Source organism: Melittangium boletus DSM 14713 (assembly GCF_002305855.1).
GTDB classification, from domain to species: domain Bacteria; phylum Myxococcota; class Myxococcia; order Myxococcales; family Myxococcaceae; genus Cystobacter; species Cystobacter boletus.
Genome location: NZ_CP022163.1, coordinates 5365065 through 5382492, shown reverse-complemented (window position 1 = coordinate 5382492; position 17428 = coordinate 5365065). Strand labels below are relative to the sequence as shown.

Annotated in this window: 11 protein-coding genes; 6 read left to right on the top strand and 5 right to left on the bottom strand. The window is 69.4% G+C overall.

Going from position 1 to position 17428, the window contains the following annotated elements:
• Positions 1–24 precede the first annotated feature (24 nt).
• From MEBOL_RS22660 to MEBOL_RS43740, 3 genes are all read right to left on the bottom strand, one after another.
• Positions 25–1719, bottom strand: a complete 1695-nt coding sequence (locus tag MEBOL_RS22660) for a GH3 auxin-responsive promoter family protein (protein WP_245918749.1) — start codon at positions 1717–1719, stop codon at positions 25–27.
• A 40-nt stretch (positions 1720–1759) separates the two neighbouring features.
• Complete coding sequence (locus MEBOL_RS22655) at positions 1760–4180, bottom strand: PAS domain-containing protein (RefSeq protein WP_095979404.1); 2421 nt, start codon at positions 4178–4180, stop codon at positions 1760–1762.
• A gap of 80 nt (positions 4181–4260) precedes the next feature.
• Positions 4261–7008 (bottom strand): tetratricopeptide repeat-containing serine/threonine-protein kinase, encoded by a 2748-nt coding sequence (locus MEBOL_RS43740; RefSeq protein ID WP_095979403.1) that lies wholly within the window; start codon positions 7006–7008, stop codon positions 4261–4263.
• Positions 7009–7138: 130 nt separating this feature from the next.
• Between MEBOL_RS43740 and MEBOL_RS22645 the strand changes: the two genes are divergently transcribed.
• The gene (locus MEBOL_RS22645; RefSeq protein ID WP_095979402.1) at positions 7139–8056 is read left to right on the top strand and encodes a hypothetical protein; all 918 of its coding nucleotides are present in this window, start codon (positions 7139–7141) and stop codon (positions 8054–8056) included.
• A gap of 15 nt (positions 8057–8071) precedes the next feature.
• On the opposite strand, the gene MEBOL_RS22640 is transcribed toward MEBOL_RS22645, so the two are convergent.
• The gene (locus MEBOL_RS22640) at positions 8072–8587 is read right to left on the bottom strand and encodes a winged helix-turn-helix transcriptional regulator (protein WP_095979401.1); all 516 of its coding nucleotides are present in this window, start codon (positions 8585–8587) and stop codon (positions 8072–8074) included.
• 120 nt (positions 8588–8707) lie between these two features.
• Between MEBOL_RS22640 and MEBOL_RS22635 the strand changes: the two genes are divergently transcribed.
• The 4 genes from MEBOL_RS22635 to MEBOL_RS22620 all read left to right on the top strand — a co-directional run bounded on the left by MEBOL_RS22635 (position 8708) and on the right by MEBOL_RS22620 (position 13807).
• A complete protein-coding gene (locus MEBOL_RS22635) occupies positions 8708–9070 on the top strand; it encodes a DUF1304 domain-containing protein (RefSeq protein WP_095979400.1) in 363 nt (120 codons plus the stop codon).
• Between the two features lie 65 nt (positions 9071–9135).
• The gene (locus MEBOL_RS22630; protein WP_095979399.1) at positions 9136–10704 is read left to right on the top strand and encodes a protein adenylyltransferase SelO; all 1569 of its coding nucleotides are present in this window, start codon (positions 9136–9138) and stop codon (positions 10702–10704) included.
• Positions 10705–10734: 30 nt separating this feature from the next.
• On the top strand, positions 10735–12960 hold the full coding sequence (locus MEBOL_RS22625; protein ID WP_245918748.1) for an ATP-binding protein: 2226 nt from the start codon (positions 10735–10737) through the stop codon (positions 12958–12960).
• A gap of 28 nt (positions 12961–12988) precedes the next feature.
• Positions 12989–13807 (top strand): cyclase family protein, encoded by an 819-nt coding sequence (locus MEBOL_RS22620; protein WP_095979398.1) that lies wholly within the window; start codon positions 12989–12991, stop codon positions 13805–13807.
• Positions 13808–13813: 6 nt separating this feature from the next.
• Here the strand turns inward: MEBOL_RS22620 and MEBOL_RS22615 are convergent, their stop codons facing one another.
• Positions 13814–15760 carry a sensor histidine kinase gene (locus tag MEBOL_RS22615; RefSeq protein ID WP_095979397.1) on the bottom strand — a complete coding sequence of 649 codons (1947 nt, stop codon included), beginning with the start codon at positions 15758–15760 and terminating at the stop codon, positions 13814–13816.
• 335 nt (positions 15761–16095) lie between these two features.
• Here MEBOL_RS22615 and MEBOL_RS22610 point away from each other — a divergent pair, with 335 nt between their 5' ends.
• Positions 16096–17421 carry an NAD(P)/FAD-dependent oxidoreductase gene (locus MEBOL_RS22610; protein WP_095979396.1) on the top strand — a complete coding sequence of 442 codons (1326 nt, stop codon included), beginning with the start codon at positions 16096–16098 and terminating at the stop codon, positions 17419–17421.
• Positions 17422–17428: the final 7 nt, after the last annotated feature.

The window sequence follows — 17428 nt, the reverse complement described above, 5'->3', positions numbered from 1 at the left end:
TGCGCCATCCGAGCGCACGCCTGGTCAGCCTTCGTGCGAGGAGCGATGACCGCGCAGCAGCGCCACGAGCTCCGGGTCACGCACCGCGCGAGGCACCTTGACTTGGGTGGGCGAGGCCCCCCGCCGCACGAGCACCTCGCGCAGGGCCTGGAAGGTGCCCGGCGTCACCGGGTGGAGCGCGGCGGAGCCCAGCCGCTCGGAGCCGCGGATCAGCGCGTACACGGGGTTGGCCCGCCGCAGGGAGGCATCGAGCGACGGACCCAGCTCCCGAGGCTCCACGCGGACGCCGTCCCGGGGCTGGAGCTCGACGAAGAAGGCGTAGCGGCCCGGGAGCGTCTGGGTGTCCTCCACCACGGTGTAGTCGGACAGGTGCAGGCCTTGCGCGTCCATCACCTCGCGCAGGGCGTGGTGGGTCGCCTGCTCCGAGGTCTTCTCCCCCATCAGGTTCAACAACGTGCCACGCCGGTAGAGGACCTCCAGCAGGGGGGCGCCCCCATGACGTCCCACCACGCGCACCACATCGCCCAGGCGGTAGCGGTACATGCCCGCCCAGGTCGTCAGCACCAGCTCATAGGCCTCCCCCTCCACGAGCTGCTCGGGCAGCAGCACCGGGGGCGGATTCGCGTCCAGGTGGGCCTCGGGGATGAACTCGAGGAAGGCCGCGCCCGGCATCGGGACGTAATGAGGCGCCAGGCCCGGCGCCACGCCGAGCGTCGCCTCGGTGGAGATATAGGTCGAGGGATAGAGCGGCACGCCCTCCAGGAAGGGCGCGAGCTGCTGGGTATAGAGGGAAAAACTCGCGCCGATGATGCTGGTGGCGAAGGCGAGCTCCGGCCACACCCGGCGCGCCAGACCCCGCGCACCGCCCTCGAGCGCCTGGGCGAGCTCCCGGGCCCGGGCGGGAGCGGGGCGCCACACGGCCTCCAGGTCGCGGCGCTGGTCCGGCTCCAGCTCGAGCTCCGCGCGAATCACGCCCCGGCCCAGGTCCTCCACCAGCTCCGGCCCGCGCCGCTCCAACAGGTGCATCAGGTCCAGGAGTCCCGAGACGAACGGCGCCTGGACGAAGCCCAGCCCGCGCTCCCGCAGACCGAAGAGCAGGTGCAGGTAGAGCGCATCGGCGTGCTTGCGCAGTTGGAAGACGGCCTGGGGCGAGGTGACGATCCGGGGCATGCCGCGGCGCGCGGAGGCATGCAGGGAGATGGAGGAAAGATTGCCCGTCAGCACGCCTCCCTCGGAGCGCTCGCGCAGCTGGGCGTTCATCAAGAGCATGCCCTGGGCGGGGCTGCGCGCCGCGGGCACGAACTCCCGCACCACGGCGAAGCCAATCATCGTGGCCCGTTGCATCAGCCGGAGTTGACGCCCAGTCACGGGATGACGCTTGGCCTGTCCCGTGGTCCCCGAGGTGAGTCCCAGGTACTCCACCTCGTCCGCGCACAACACATTCCGCTCGCCCCGGGCGATGCGCTCCACCTCGGGCCGGAAGTCCGCGTACTCGCGCACGGGCAGGGCGCGCTGGTAGTCCGCCACCGTGCGCAGCGAGGCGAAGCCGTGCGCACGGCCGAACGCGGTCTGGCGGTTGTGCTGAAGGATGGCGCGCAGCGTGTCCGCGTTCACCCGGGCGGCATCGCGCACCTGGGCCTCGAACCGCTGGCGGGCGCGGTGCATCGGAAAGCGCATCAACCGCAGGGCCAGCCACGTGCTCCAAGGGAGGGAAGACATGCGCGCCTGCTTCCCACCGCCCCCGGGCGGGAAGCAAGCCTCAACGCGACGAGGAGTCGGTGGCGCGCGGCAATTTCACGATGAAGGAGGTGCCCTCCGAGGCGCTGGAGCGCATCGAGACCGAGCCCCCATGCGCGCGGACGATCTGATCCACGATGTACAGACCCAGGCCCACGCTGCGCCCCGCCTGGTCCACATCGGCGGTGGCGCGCTGCAGGGGCTCGAAGAGGCTCCCGCCCCGCTCGCTGGGGATGGGCTCGCCCAGGTTGTGCACGGACAGCGTCACCCCGCCGTCCTCGCCCACCGCTTCCACGCGCACCTGGGTATCGGGGGGGCTGTACTTGAGGGCGTTGGTGACCAGGTTCTGGATCACCTGCGCGATGCGATCCGCGTCCCACTCGCCCTGGCCGTCTCCGGAATACCGGGTCACCACCTCGCGGCCGGGGTTGGTCGCCTCCACTTCCTCCAGCACGCTCCGGGTCACCAGGTGCAGGTCCGCGCGCTGGCGCTTGAGGGGAATGCCGCCCCCGAGCCGCGCCTGGGTGAAGTCGAGCAGATCGCGGATCATCCGCACGGCGCGCTCGGCGCTGGACTGGATGCGCAGGAGGGATTTGCGGCTCCTGTCATCCAGCCCCTCGCGGCGCGCCAGGGCGGTCACCCCCAGGAGGATGGCGCTCAGGGGGTTGCGCAGATCGTGGCTGACGATGCCGATGAGCTGCTGCTCGAAGTCGGCGCGCCGCTGGGTCTCGGACTGGGACTGCCGCAGGTCGTGCACGTCCGTCGCCGTGCCCAGCCACCGCATCACCATCCCCGAGGAGGACTTGAGCGGCACCACCCGCACGAGGTGCCAGCGCATGGCGCCATCCAGGCGGAGCCAGCACATCTCGCACTCATAGGGCTCGCCCTCGCCCAGGTAGCGTGCCATCAGCCCGGTGGCCTGCTCCCGCGTGTCCGGGGAGATCATCCGCAGGAAGCCCGTGCCCAGCAGTTCCTCGAGCCGCAGACCGGTGTAGTGCACCATGGCGCTGTTGGCGTAGGTGAGCGCGCCATCCGCGGAGGTGGTCCACACCGCCTGGGGAATGGAGTCCGCCAGCGTGCGCAGCTCCTCCTCGCTGCGGCGCAGGGACTCCTCGACGGCGTGGCGCTCGGTGATGTCCGTGTTGACGACGACGGCGGCGGCCACCTTGCCCCCGATCCTCACGGGATTGGCCGCCGAGCGCACGCGCACGTCGCGCGCCAGGGCCGCGTTGTAGACGAGGTAGTCGCGCGCCTCCGACTCGCCCGCGAGTGCCCGGACGAAGCCCGTATGCTCCGGGGGCACGAGCTCGCCCGTGTCCGCCTGGCGCACCCGCACCCGGGAGGCCAGCTCGGAGATGTGGACATTCAAGTCCTCCATGTCCGAATAGCCCAACATGTCCAGGGCCTTGCGGTTGGCGCGTTTGATGCCCGAGAGATCGCCCACGTAGGCCGCGTCGGGGATGCTCTCGAAGATGGCCTCCAGCTCGGCCTGCACCGACTCGGCGCGGCGGCGGGCCCGCACGCCATCGGTCACCTCCGAGGCCACGGCGATGATGCCCTCGACGCGGCCCTCGCCATCGCGCATGGGCTCGTAGACGAGGCTGAAATACGTGTCCTCGGGAGCCCCCTCCTCGTAGCGCACGAGACGCAGGGGCAGCTCCTTGCCCACGTAGGCGATCCCGGTGTCGAACACCCGCTGGAGAATGGGGATCGCGACCGCGGCGTCCGGACTCGGCGGCGCCTCGAGGAAGGACCGGCCGAGCAGCTCCTCCAGGGGGCGGCCCCAGATGCGGCACGCCAGGGGGTTGGCCAGCTCGATCATGAGCCTCGGACCCCGGAGGATGGCGATGGCCAGGGGCGCCTGCGAGAAGAGGGCGTGCAACCGGGCGTGCTCGGCGCTGGTGCGTCCCAGGCTCTCGCGCGACTCGGACAGGGAGTGGCGGCTCTCCTCCAGCGCCCGCGTGCGCGCGAGCAACTCCCGCCGCTGCGCCTCCAGGTGCTGACGCTGCAGGTACAGGTCCACGAAGACGCGCAGCTTGGTGTTGAGCACGTCGGGGTTGAACGGCTTGGTGAGGAGATCCGAGGCCCCCGTGGCATAGGCCTGGGTGACGAGCGCTTCCGTATACTGCTGCCCGGTGACGAAGAGCAGGGGCGTGTGCTGGCTGCGCTCCTGGCGCTTGAGGGCCCGGGCCACCTCGAAGCCACTGGCGCCCGGCAGCCCGATGTCCAGCACGATGGCGGCGAAGTCCTGCTGGGCCGCCAGCTCCAGGGCCTCCTCGCCCGTTTCCACCAGGACGATCCGCTGGCCGAGGGAGCCGAGCGCCCGCTCGAGCATGTAGCGGCTCGCCTCGTCATCGTCCGCGACGAGCACGCTGGCACACGTGGGCGGACATGGCGCCTGGGGCTCATCGGGCGAGGCGGCTGGACGAATCTCGGTACTCATGGTCGCGGCGGTACTGGACGGTACAACGCCCCCCTCTCGCCCCACTATGCCGGGGGGCTCCCCCAAACGAAAGCGCCAGGTCACGGCGCGAGCGCGGTCATCCAGGCCTGGACCTCGGCGGCGCGCTGGCTCTTGCCCGCCTGGGTGAAGCGCTCCTGGGCACGGGCCGCCTCGACGCGGGCCTCCCGGCCCTGGCCCTCCTTCCACAACGCGTTCGCCAGGGCGAAGCCCGTGTCGGCCAACACCTCGTCCGGGGCGGAGGTGAAGGCGAGGGCCCGCCGCAGCACGGAGACGGCCTCGCGCGTACGGCCCAGCCCGAGCAACGCCTGACCCACCCCATCATGGGAGTACTGGAGCAGCTCGTCGTCGGGAGCCAGCTTCCGCTGCTTGAGGCTCAGCGCCTCCTGGTAGACCCGCAGCGCCTCCTCGTATCGTTTGAGCCCCAGGAAGCACATGCCTTCCATGTCCAGCGCCTCGGACAGGGGAATGGGGTCCACCTCGCCCAGGGACTGGAAGCCGGCGGCCGAGGCGCGCGCATGCGTCAGCCCTTCCTCGAAGTGCTTCTGGTCCATCAGCGCCATCGCGAGCGCCTGGTGGCGCCGCGCCGTGTCCAGGTGCTGGGGACCCACCGCGGCTTCCGTCTGACGCAGCGCCTCCTTCAGGATGGCCACCGCCCGCTCCGTCTCGCCCAGCTCCAGCAGGGCCCGCCCATGGTTGAACGTCATGCGCGCCCGCTTGGGATGCCCCGGCGGCAATCCCTCGAGCAGCGAGCTCGCCTTCTCCATCAGGGGGACGGCCAGCTCGGGCTTGCCTCGCATGAGGGCCACGTTGGCGCGATTGGCCAACAGGTCGCTCTCCAGCACCGCGTCACCGCCGAGCCTGCGCACCGTGGCCTCGCCCAACCGGGCCCAACGCTCCGCGTCCTCGTAGTGTTTCCGCTCGCCCGTCACGTAGAGCAGCTTGTTGAGGATGGACACCTCCAGGCGGTCCGCGCGCCCCGTCGTGGCGTCGTAGACGGCCTGCTCCAGCAACCGGGCCCCCTCCTGCTTCTCGCCCAGCAGGGCCTGGAGCCACCCCTCATGGAAGCGCTGCTCCGCCATCAGGGGAAGGTAGCCCGTGGCCTCCACCTGGGGCGCGAGCTGTCGGGCCTGGGCCAAGGCCTCGGGGTAGTGGCTCACGTCGAGCAAGGCCTTGACCTCGCCCAGCCGCGCCTCCAGCGACTCCAATTGTGCGCGCCGGGTGGGGTCCGCGGGCCGGGGCTGGAGCTCGGCCAGCGCCTCCAGGTTCGCGCAATCCTCGGGTGAGGACAGCGCGTACACCGCGTCCAGCGACTTCTCCACGCCCTTGCGGTCCGCCGCGCCCAGCACCTTCACGAGCGCCCGCATGTCCTCGCGGCGGCGCTCCAGACACACCACCTGCTGGGACCAGAGCAGCTCCGAGCGCTCCCCGCGCAGGCGCGTGGCCTCGCAGGCCTCGGTGTGCTGTCGGGTCCACGAGGACGCGTAGCCATCGAGCACGCCAGCGGCGCGCTGGAACATCTGCTCGGCCAGGGGACCCCCGCTCTTCAGGAAGGAGGCACGCACCTGGTCATGCGCGGACCCGCCCCACACCTCGGACATGAGCCGCTCGCCGCCCGCGCACACCCTCGAGCGCCAGACCACCGCGCCCCCCGCCGCCGTCAGCGCCAGGGTCCCCAGGGCCGCGGCGCCCAGCCATCGCCGCCGCCGCGCCAGCCGTTGCTCCTGGGACAGCGCCGTCAGCAGCGCCTCCATGGAGTCGAAGCGCTCGGACGGCTCCAGCGACAACCCCCGCATCACGGCGCGCCGCACCCAGGCGGGCACCTTCGCGTCCCGGGGAGGCTCCTGGATGATGGAGGCGGTGGCCTGCGCATGCAGGGGGCGGCTCCCGGCTCCCCCCGAGGGCGGACCCGAGAGCGCCCGGGAGGAGTGCCGCGCGGCGCGGGACATGCGCTCCGGCTCGAACGGGCGTGAGCCGTAGAGCCCCATGTACAGCGCCGCGCAGAAGCTGAACTGGTCCGAGCGCGCGTCCAGCGCGTCCCCCCGGAACTGCTCCGGCGACATATAACGAGGCGTTCCGAGCACCACGCCCGACAGGGTGAGCGACCCGGCCAGGGCGGACGCCCCCACGCTCTCGGGCGGCAGCGTGTCCTCCTCGGAGGGAAGCCGCGCCTGCTCGGGCGGGGCCACCTGGCGCGCCAGGCCGAAGTCGGTGACGTAGACGCGGCCGTTGTGGCCCACCAGCACGTTGGCGGGCTTGAAATCGCGGTGCACGAGCCCCGCGGCGTGCGCGGCCGCCAGCCCCTGTCCCGCGGCGAGGTACTTCTCCAACACCTCGCGCCAGGAGCGCGGCCGCGCCTGCGACCATTCGCGCAGCGTGCCCCCCTCCACCAGCTCCATGGCCACGAACACCTGATCGCCCCAGGTGCCCACCTCGAAGACGGGGATGACGTGGGGGTGGGACACCCGGGCCATGGCCTGGGCCTCGCGCATCAGCCGGGCCTTGCCCGCCTGCAGGTCCGTGCCCTCGTCCTTCACCAGCAACAGCTTGAGGGCCACCTTGCGGTCCAGATCCGGATCATAGGCCGCGTACACCACGCCCATGCCGCCCTGGCCCAACACCTTGAGGGGAATGAAGCGGCCCACCTGACGGTCCGGCGGCGGCCGCCGTGAATTCCGTCCCGCCGACTCGCCGGTGTTCGACGAAGAGGCACCACTGCGCGCGGAGCGGGGAGGGGGCGGGGCAGCGGCTTCCGTCTTCTCCTCATCCGGCTCGACGGAGCCGACCTGCCTGTCATCGCTCTTGGACATGGACTCGGCGGGAGTCTAATGGTTTTCGATTTTTTGGGAGGATGAGGAAACTTTCCAGCGGCTGTTCGCGATAACCACTCCAGGGCGATGTCTTGCCCCCATGCACCTTATTACCGACGAGGAGCCGCCCATGGGTATCCCCATCCATTCGAACGTCCCGTCCTCGCGCTGGCCTCCTCAACAGGTCGCGCCCCGGAACGAAGAGCATCCCCGGGTAGCCGAGCAGGCCGCCCCACCTCCTCCGCGGCCCTCCGTCCTGCCGGAGCACCTGCGCGACTCGTTCATCCCCTCCGCCGACGACGCGTGCCCGCCCGTCAACGACGCGGCCGAGGCCAAGACCAGCCAGGGGTTCTCCAGTGACGCGAAGACCGTGGCCCAGCCCACGGAGACCACCTGTGGCAAGGCGACGGCGGCGTCCATCTTCGGCGCCACGGACCCCTGTGCCTCCAACGAGCAGCTCCTCGACAACGTCGAGCGCGCCGCCGAGAGCAGCAACCGCAACGAGGCGCTGCGCGAGCAGGTGGTGGTCGACCTGACGGAAGACACGACCGCGCGCGAGATGGGCGTGTTGATGGGCCAGGGCGGCAAGGAGGTCGTCCGGGGCTTCGGTGACTACGACACCGACGCCATGGACGAGGCCATCAGCAAGGGCCAGTTCGGCATGGCCCTGGTGGACTCCAGCGCCCTGCCCCGCCCCCCGGGCGCCAAGGCGACCTCCCCGGACGAGAAGGGCTCGCTGCACTGGATCACCATCGACGGCGTCAACAAGGGCAAGAGCGCCCACGCGGCGGATGACCTCTACCGCGTGAAGGATCCCGTCAACGGCGAGTACTGGCTGTCCAAGGCGCAGCTCGAGAAGGCCGTCAACAAGGCCAAGCACGAGCAGGGCACCGGCGGCATGCTCATCGTCAAGAACCGGCCCGACGTGCAGACCCAGGAGGCGCGCGACGCGCTCGCCCTGGCGAACCTCCAGCACACGGACGCACTGGGCTCGGACGGTGGCATCGGCATCCGTCGGGGCAGCTCCTCCGAGTCCAGCTACTGGTGAACCGGGCCGGGGCCCTCAGGGGCTCCGTCCCCCCCGCGGAGGACCCTCGGCCCGCTCCGGGTCCTCTCCCGTCCCCGTCTCCGGGGGCTTCACGCGCGAGGGGTCGAGCGACACATCCGCGCCCGTGACGCGCCCACCACAGGCCAGGCAGGTCAACGCCGCCTGGAGCGGAGCCCCGCAGACATGGACGAAGGGCGCCGACGGGAGAGGCCGCTCCGAGGCCCACTTGCGCCCCCATGCCAACAGGGTGATGAGCGTGGGCGCCAGTTCCATGCCCGCCTCGGTGAGATGGTACTCGCTGCGCGCCGGGCGCTCCGAGTACTGCACCCGGCGCAGCACCCCGCACTCCGACAACTTGCGCAGACGCGCGGTGAGCACGTCCCGCGGCGCTCCCGTGTTCTGCGCGATGCCCTCGAAGCGCCGCACACCATAGAAGACCTCGCGCAGCACGAGCAGGGACCACCTCTCCCCCACCACTTCCAATGCGGAGGCCAGCGGGCACTCCCGCGGGCCGCCCTCCTTCTTCGGCATGCCTTCATCCTAACAAATGAGTTGGAAAATCAAACCCACGTGCTAGGGTACACCCAGTTTGATTTTCCAACGGACCTGGCCCCCGAGGGGATGCGCCGGGCGCACATGAAGGAAACCGTGATGAACCCGCTCGCTCTGTTGTTCGTGGGACTGGTCGCCGCCATCCATGTCTACATCGTGGTGCTGGAGGCCTTCCTCTGGACGAAGCCCCTGGGGATGAAGGTCTTCAAGCTGGACCCGGACTTCGCCGCGCGCTCGGCGTCGCTCGCCGCCAACCAGGGCCTCTACAATGGCTTCCTCGCGGCGGGCCTCATCTGGGGCCTCATCGCCGCGGACCCCATCGGCTTCCAGTTCAAGGTCTTCTTCCTCGGGTGCGTCATGGTCGCGGGCCTGGTCGGAGCGGCCACCGTCAGCAAGCGCATCCTCTACGTGCAGACGGTGCCGGCGGCCATCGCGATGGCCCTCGTGTTCGCCGCGCGCTGAGCAGCAGGCGGGCGACGAAGCGGCCCCCCCTTGCATTGGAGTCCGCATCCCGACATCCATGGGCCATGCCCCGGTTCACTTCCCGCTTCGTCGACTCGACTCCCGGAGACCCGCACACCGATCGCCGTCCGCGCCAGGTCCACGGCGCCCTCTGGTCGAAGGTCCAGCCCACGCCGGTACCGGCACCCCGGCTCGTGGCCTTCTCCTCCGAGGTGATGGCGCTGTTGGGGCTCGACGAGGAGACCATGCGCTCCGCCGAGTCCCTGCGCGTGCTGTCGGGCAATGCCCTGTGGCCAGGGATGGTGCCGTACGCGGCCAACTATGGCGGACACCAGTTCGGCAATTGGGCGGGTCAGCTGGGTGACGGGCGCGCCATCGTCCTGGGAGAGTGGGTGGCCCCGGACGGCACGCACCACGAGTTGCAGCTCAAAGGAGCGGGGCCCACCCCGTACTCGCGCCGCGCGGACGGGCGGGCGGTGCTGCGCTCGTCGATCCGCGAGTTCCTGTGCAGCGAGGCCATGCACCACCTGGGGGTGCCCACCACCCGGGCCCTGTCGCTGGTCGCCACCGGGGACGCGGTCATCCGGGACATGTTCTATGACGGAAACCCGGAGGCCGAACCCGGCGCCATCGTGTGCCGGGTGGCGCCGAGCTTCCTGCGCTTCGGCAATTTCGAGCTGTGCACCAGCCGGGACGACGTGGCGCTGCTGAGGCAACTGGCCGGCTACACGCTGACGCACTTCTTCCCGGAGCTCGGCACTCCCTCGAAGGAGACCTACGGCGCCTTCTTCGCCGAGGTGGCGCGCCGCACCGCGCGGCTCATCGCGCATTGGCAGGCGGTGGGCTTCGTGCACGGCGTGATGAACACCGACAACATGTCGATTCTCGGCCTCACCATCGACTACGGGCCCTACGGCTGGGTCGATGACTTCAACCCCGGATGGACGCCCAACACCACGGATGCCGAGCGGCGCCGCTACCGGTTCGGTAACCAGCCGGGCATCGGCATGTGGAACGTCGAGCGGTTGGGCGTCGCGCTCCTGCCGCTCTTCGAGAATGACGAAGCACCGCTCGAGGAGGGCCTGCTCGAGTATCAGCGCACCTTCGAGGCCGAGTCGACGCGGCGCTTCGCGGCGAAGCTCGGCCTGTCCTCCCTGGACCTGGAGGGAGACGCCGAGCGGGTGCGGGACTGCTTCGCGTGGCTCGCCGCCGAGGAGACGGACATGACGCTCTTCTTCCGCGGGCTCTCCCAGGTGGTGGCCACACCGGAGGCCCCCCGCGCGTGGCCCGAGGCCCTGCGCGAGGCCTTCTACGGACAGGTCCCCGAAGCGCACCTGGCCCGGGGCCTGGAGTGGCTGAAGGCGTGGTGGCATCGCACGCGGCGGGAAGAGGTGGCGCCCACGGAGCTGGCGCGGCGCATGAACGCGGTGAATCCGAAGTACGTGTTGCGCAACTGGCTCGCCCAGGAGGCCATCGACGCCGCGCACGCGGGCGACGACTCGAAGGTGCTCGACCTGCTCGAGGTGATGCGGCGGCCCTTCGACGAGCAACCAGGGCGCGAGGCCTACGCGGCCCGGCGTCCGGACTGGGCACGCTCGAAGCCAGGATGCTCGGCGCTCTCGTGTAGTTCCTGAGGAAGCGCTCCGCCTCGGACAGCTCGCGACATGTCCATCCACTCCCGCTCGCACGCCTCCCTGTCCCGCGCGACCCTGTTGAAGATGGGCGTGCGCATCGCCGGTGTCATCGCGTTGACCACGCTCCTCAGCTACCTCCACGTGCTGAGCACCGTGCGCACCGAGAACCTCGTGCGGCTGGAGCGCTACGTCTTGGAGCGCAGTCAGCGCGAGGAGGGCATCTTCCTGCTCGCGGAGGACAACCACCTCGTCCTCCAGAAGGCCCTGAGGGAGAGGCTCGAGGACTCGCGTCACGAGGACGGGAGCGCACGCTTCGCCAGCCTCTTCGTCCGGTTGCCCGACGGCACCGTCCGCAACCGCCCCGAGTCCTTCGACGGCACGCGAATGCCGGGCGTCTTCATTCCCGGCGGCCTGGTGCTCGATGCCGAGCTGCGCCAGCGCATCCTGGCCTCGTATGACGTGCTCACCCAGTACGGGCCCGCCTTCCACACGCGCTTCACGAACACGTACATCGTGCTCCCGGAAGGCGTGCTCGTGCTCTACTGGCCAGAGCGTCCCTCGTGGTGCCAGGACGCCGAGACCGACCACTCCGTCGTCTCCTTCGACTTCTTCGTCCGGAGCCTGCCCGCGGAAAACGCCTCGCGGCGGACGGTCTGGTGCGACATCTACTCGGATCCGGTCACCCAGAATCGGATGGTCTCGGTCTCCACGCCGTTGGACCTCGACGGCGACCATGTGGCGACGTTCGTCCATGACGTGCTGCTGGAGGAGTTGATGGCCCGCGCCAGCCACAACCACCTGCCCGGCGCGTACAACATGATCCTCGGCGACGCGGGCCAGCCCATCGTCCATCCCGAACTGGTCTCCGCCACCCCTCATGACACCGGGGACCCCGCCGTCGACGCCCCCGGCACCAAGGCGCAATGGCTTCACCTGCGGCGGATGTTCGAGCGGCTGAGGGATGCCCCCCAGGGCCAGACGGTGGTGGAGCTCCCGGAGGATGGCGAATACCTCGCCCATGCACGGCTCGAGGGCCCCGGTTGGAATTTCGTCACGGTGCTCCCCGAGAGCGTGGTGTCCCGGCCCGCCCTCCAGTCGGCGCGCTACGTGCTGCTGTTCGGCGTGGGCTCGCTGCTGCTGGAGCTGGCGATCATGTACTGGGTGCTCCGGCAGCAGATCACCCGCCCGCTGCTGGCCTTCACCCAGGCGACGGGCCGGGTGGCGGCCGGGGAGTTCCGCGTCGAGCTGGACACGTCCCGGGGCGACGAACTGGGGCAGCTCGCCAGCGCCTTCCGGCTCATGGCCGACCAGGTCCAGCGGCGCGAGGAGGAGCTGCGTCAGTCCAACGAGCTGCTGGAGCAGCGCGTCGCGGAGCGCACCCGCGAGCTGAAGGACATCCATCGGCGGCTCGTGGAGTCGGCCCGCCAGGAGGGAATGGCGGAGATCGCCACCAACGTGCTGCACAACGTGGGCAACGTGCTCAACAGCGTCCGTTCCTCCGCCCAGCTCGCCAAGGAGCGCATGGCCCAGACCCGGTTCGAACAGGTGGGCCGCGTGGCGCTGCTGCTGCGGGAGCACCAGGACGACCTCGCCGCCTTCCTCGCCCGGGATGAGCGGGGCCAGTTCCTCATCCCCTTCATGGAGAAGCTCGGGCAGAACCTGATGGAGGAACGCCAGCACATCCGCTCGCTGCTCGACGACGTCGACCGCTACACCGAGCACATCGACGACATCGTCAGGGTGCAACAGAACTACGCCCGGATGCCCCGGCTGCACGAGCCGGTCCTCCTGAAGGAGCTGGTGGAGGATGCCCTGCGCATCGACTCCGCCGGACTCGGCCGCCACCGGGTGAAGGTGGAGAAGCACCTGGCCGAGCTGCCCCCCGTGCTGACCGACAAGCACAAGCTGCTGATGATCCTGGTCAACCTGATCAGCAACGCCCGGCACGCCCTGGACACGGTGCCCGCGGACGAGCGCCGCGTGACGGTGCGGTTGGGGACGCCCTCCGCCGATCGCTTCCGCCTGGAGGTCGGCGACAACGGAGTGGGCATCGCGCCGGAGCTGCATGCCCGCCTCTTCCAATACGGCTTCACCACGCGCGAGAAGGGGCACGGTTTCGGCCTGCACTCCAGCGCCCTGGCGGCCCAGGAACTGGGCGGCTCGCTCACGGTCCATAGCGACGGTCCCGGGCACGGAGCCACGTTCATCCTGGAGCTGCCCTATCAACCGGCCCAGGAGCCCCAGCGCATGGACTAACCTGGATGCTTTCCCCAGCGAGGCATCCATGTCCGTGTTCCGTCGTCCATTCAAGAAGGCCTTGGCCCTCCCCCTGCTCGTGATGCCCATGCTCCTGGGCACCCCGGCCGCGCACGCGGATGGAATGAGCCTGGCCGATGCCTACAAGGTCATCTCCACCCGCAAGCTCGTCGACCTCACCCACGGCTTCAGCCCCACCACCCCGGTGTGGCAGGGCTTTGGCCAGGCCAGCTTCACCACCGCGTCGGACCCGAAGACCTACCGGCCCTACACCCTGGAGCAGGACGGCTTCCGGACGACCTTCTATTCCATGGTGGGCCAGTACGGCACCCACGTGGATCCGCCCGCGCACTTCCACGCGAACGGGCTCACCATGGATCGCATCCCGCTCCAGGAGATGATCCTCCCGCTGGTGGTCTTCGACATCACCCCCCTGCTCGGCAAGGACCCCCACCACGCGCTCACCGTGCAGGACATCCTGGAGTGGGAGAAGAAGCACGGCCGCGTGCCCAAGGGCGCCTTCGCCGCGCTGCGCACGGACATGTCCAAGGACTGGGGCAACCCCGAGCGCTTCAAGCGCCACCCCTTCCCCGCCTGGTCGCTGGCGGCCGTTCAGTTCCTCGTCGAGAAGCGGCACGTCACGGCCATCGGGCATGAGTCGCTCGACACCGACAGCACGCCGACGCTGGACGCGGAGAAGTGGCTGCTGGGACAGGGCCGCTACCAGCTCGAGGTCATGGCCCACCTGGACGAGGTGCCGCCCACCGGCGCCCTCATCGTGGCGACGTGGCCCAAGGTGGAGAACGGGCTGGGCTTCCCGGCGCGCGCCTTCGCCATCCTCCCGTGAAGCGCCTCAGGTCCCCACGCGCGCCGGCGGAGGTGACTCGTCCTCGGCGGGGCCCGTCACTGGCAGCGTGAGCGTGAAGGTGGCGCCCTGGGCCACCCCGGCGCTCGCGCAGGTGAGGCTTCCGCTCATCCGCGTAGCCGCCAGCGCGCTGCTGTGCAACCCGAAGCCATGCCCGCTCTTCTTCGTCGTGAACCCCTGGGAGAAGAGACGCGCCAGGTGCTCTGGAGAGATGCCCACGCCATTGTCGATGAACTCGATGATGAGCTGGTCTCCCCCCGCGCTCGGCCGGATGCGGATGTTCAGACACTTGTCCGGCGTGTGGCTCTCCAGCAGCGCATGCCGGGCATTGCTCAGCAGGTTGATGAGGATCTGCAGGAGGTTGTGCCGGTCCACCAGGATGGGAGGCACATCGGCGTACTCGCGGAGAATCCGGATGCCATGGCGCTCGAACGACACCGCGTGCAGGCGCAGGGCCTCCTCGATGAGCTGGGGCACCGGCAACCGCTCCACCACGCCGGCGGCGCGCGCGTGCTGCTGCTGCATGCTCACGATGGACTTGATGTGCTCGACGCTCTCGGTCAGCGAGCCCACTTCCTTGCGCAGCGACTCGCGCTCCTTCTCCAGCTCCTCCGACAGGGCGATGAGGTAGCCCGGAATCCGCTGGCCACGAGGATCCGTGGAGAGGAAGGTGGCGAAGTCCGGAGCATGCTCCCGCAACAGGTCGGCGGTCTTGTGCAGGCCAGAGACGCGTGAGTGGCGCAGTTGATCATTCAGGATGCCCGCCGAGATGTTGACGCTGTTGAGGGTGTTGCCCACGTTGTGCAGCACCCCCGTGGCGATCTCCGCCATGCCCGCGTAGCGGGAGACATCCACCAGCTCGCGGTACACCTCCCCCAGCCGCGCCTCCGCCAGCTTGCGCGCCGTGATGTCCCGCCCGAAGAAGGTCACTCCCGTCACCCGCCCCTCCGCGCCGAGGGAGGGGTTCATGGAGATATCCAGGACGAGGTGCATGTCCTCCCGCGTGTACTCCGCCTCGAACCGCAGACGCTCGCCCGCGAGCACCCTGTCGAGCAGCGGGTACCAACGCGCCTGGTATTCCGGCTCGGTCCCGAGCAGGAACCGCTGCCCGGCAACGAGCTCCCGCCCGTGGTAGCGCAGGTAGATCCGGCGCATCGCCTCGTTGGAGGTGATGACATCCTTGCGCGCGTCCACCGAGAACACCAGGTCATCGGTGCTCTCGACGAGCGCGAGCAGCTTGCCCTCGCTCTCGCGCAAGGAGCTCAGCGTCCGCTCGAGTGCTTCCTGGGCCGAGTCACGCGAGATGCTGTGCAAGGTGCTCAGCACCCAGGCGCCCAGAATGGAGATGGCCGCGGTGCAGTGCATGACCGCGAACTCGCGGAAGGGAATGAGGCTGGAGTAGGACGTGAAGTACGCGCGGTAGAGCGGATGAGCGAGCCCCAAGGCGACGACGAGGAAGCTCGTGATGAAAAAGCTCACCCGGGACCCCACCAGGTACACCGCGAAGCAGGGAATCAACACGCCCGCGGCGTGGAACCCGCCCTCGGGATGGTCTCCGATGAAGACGGCCACCAGGAATCCCGCCGTCACGAACACACAGAGGAGCGTCGCCGGAAGGGCGAGGGAGCGGCCCGTGCGCGCCAGGAGCAATATCCCCAGGTAGAACGCGCTCGAGGTGAGCGTGGGAATCTGGGCGGGTGTGAAAGGCACGAGCACCAGGTACAGCGCCGCGAACAACAAGGAGAACAGCGAGGCACCGACCATCGCGCGCTGGCGATGAAGCTTCAGGGGGCCCGCCGCCTTCTTCAGGCGCTCCCCGAGGAACCAGTCCAGGACGGGGGTGATCCAGGTATGCAGCTTTCGTCGGCGGCCCTCCGGCGCTGGCGGCTTGGATGATCCAGGAACGATGCGGTTCGGCTCAGGTGTGCTCGCCATGTCGATGCCGGGTGCGCGTCAGGAGGACTCCCTCAGCGGAACAGCCCGCGGCGAGTGTGTTCAAAATCGGATGAAGTCTGAAGGGGGAGATGCAGCGGGCCGGGAAGAAGAGGAGCGAACGGGCTTCGAGTGAAGCCTTCATCGCTCGGAGTGCGCCTCCACGCTATCGCAGACATCCACCGGCGAGGCGCGCTGTGTGGGATTGAGGAAAAGAGCGGCACGGCCTTGAGCAGCGCTTCTCCCCAGGCAAGGGGGCGGGCCCTGGACAGTCGCGACACCCATCGCCTACATTCCGAAACCCGCTATTCTGAAAAAACGAGAAAGAACAACAAAACATGTTTGATGCAATCGTTATCGGTGGCCGGTGCGCGGGCGCGGCCACGGCGATGTTGCTGGCACGCAAGGGGCACCGGGTGCTGATGGTGGATCGCTCCACCTTTCCCAGTGATGTCATTTCCACGCACTTCCTCTGGCCCCATGGAACCTCGTATCTGAACCGGTGGGGGTTGTTGGACCGGGTGCTCGCCACCACGCCGTCATATACGGAGCTGACGCTGGAGCACGACGGCATTCCCCTGACCGGGGGCATTCCGGAGGAGTTGCTGCGCCAGTACTTCCAGCAATTGCACGGCGATGACTCGGGCGTGGTGAGGCGCTACTGCTCGGTCCGGCGCCGCGTGTTGGACAAGCACCTCGTCGACGCCGCCGGGGAGTCCGGAGTGGAGGTCCGCGAGGGCTTCGCCGTCGAGGAGCTGCTCACCGAGGGGAGCCGCGTGGTGGGCATCCGGGGCCGGACCCGGGAGGGCACGCGGGTGGAGGAGCGGGCGCGCATCGTCATCGGCGCGGATGGACGCAACTCCTTCGTCGCCCGGACGCTCAAGCTGCCCAGGTTCGATGAACGCCTCAAGTGCACCTTCGCCTACTGGGGCTATTTCTCCGGTTTCGACGCGGGACGGGCGCACCTGCTGCGCCGGGGACGGATGGGCGCGGCGATCGTCCCCACCAACTTCGGGCAGAACATGACGTTGGTCTTCGGCCCCAGCGAGTGGTCCGAGGCATTCCGCCGGGACATCCCCGGCAACTTCCAGCGCGCGCTGGACTTCGTGAGTCCGGAGTTCGGCGAGCGGGTCCGCACCCAGGGCCAGCGGGAGGAGCGTCTGTATGGGACGCTGGATCAGGCGGCCTTCCTGCGGCCCCTGCACGGGCCCGGCTGGGTGTTGGTGGGGGACGCGGGCAGTTTCAAGGATCAATGCACCGCCACGGGGATGACGCATGCCTTCCGGGACGCGGAGCTGGCGGCGTCGGCGCTCGACGGGTGGCTCTCCGGGCGCCAGCCCCTGGATGAAGCGCTCAAGCATTACGAGGCCCGGCGCCGGAGCCAGTCGGCCGCCGCCTACTACGACTATGTCTGCACCCTCGCCGAGATGAAGCCCCTGCGGCACGACGAGCTCCAGCTCTTCGTGTCCCTGCGAGGCAATCAGGAGGAGAGCAACCGCTTCATCGCCACCCATGCGGACATCGCCCCGGTGTCCGAGTTCTTCCAGGCCTCCAATCTGTACCTGATCAATGACGCCGCGAAGGAGTCCTCGCGCGGACACGCCATCTTCGAGAACTTCGAGTCCACCTCCCGCCAGTACCTGAACAACCTGTTCGCCGCCTGAGCCCATG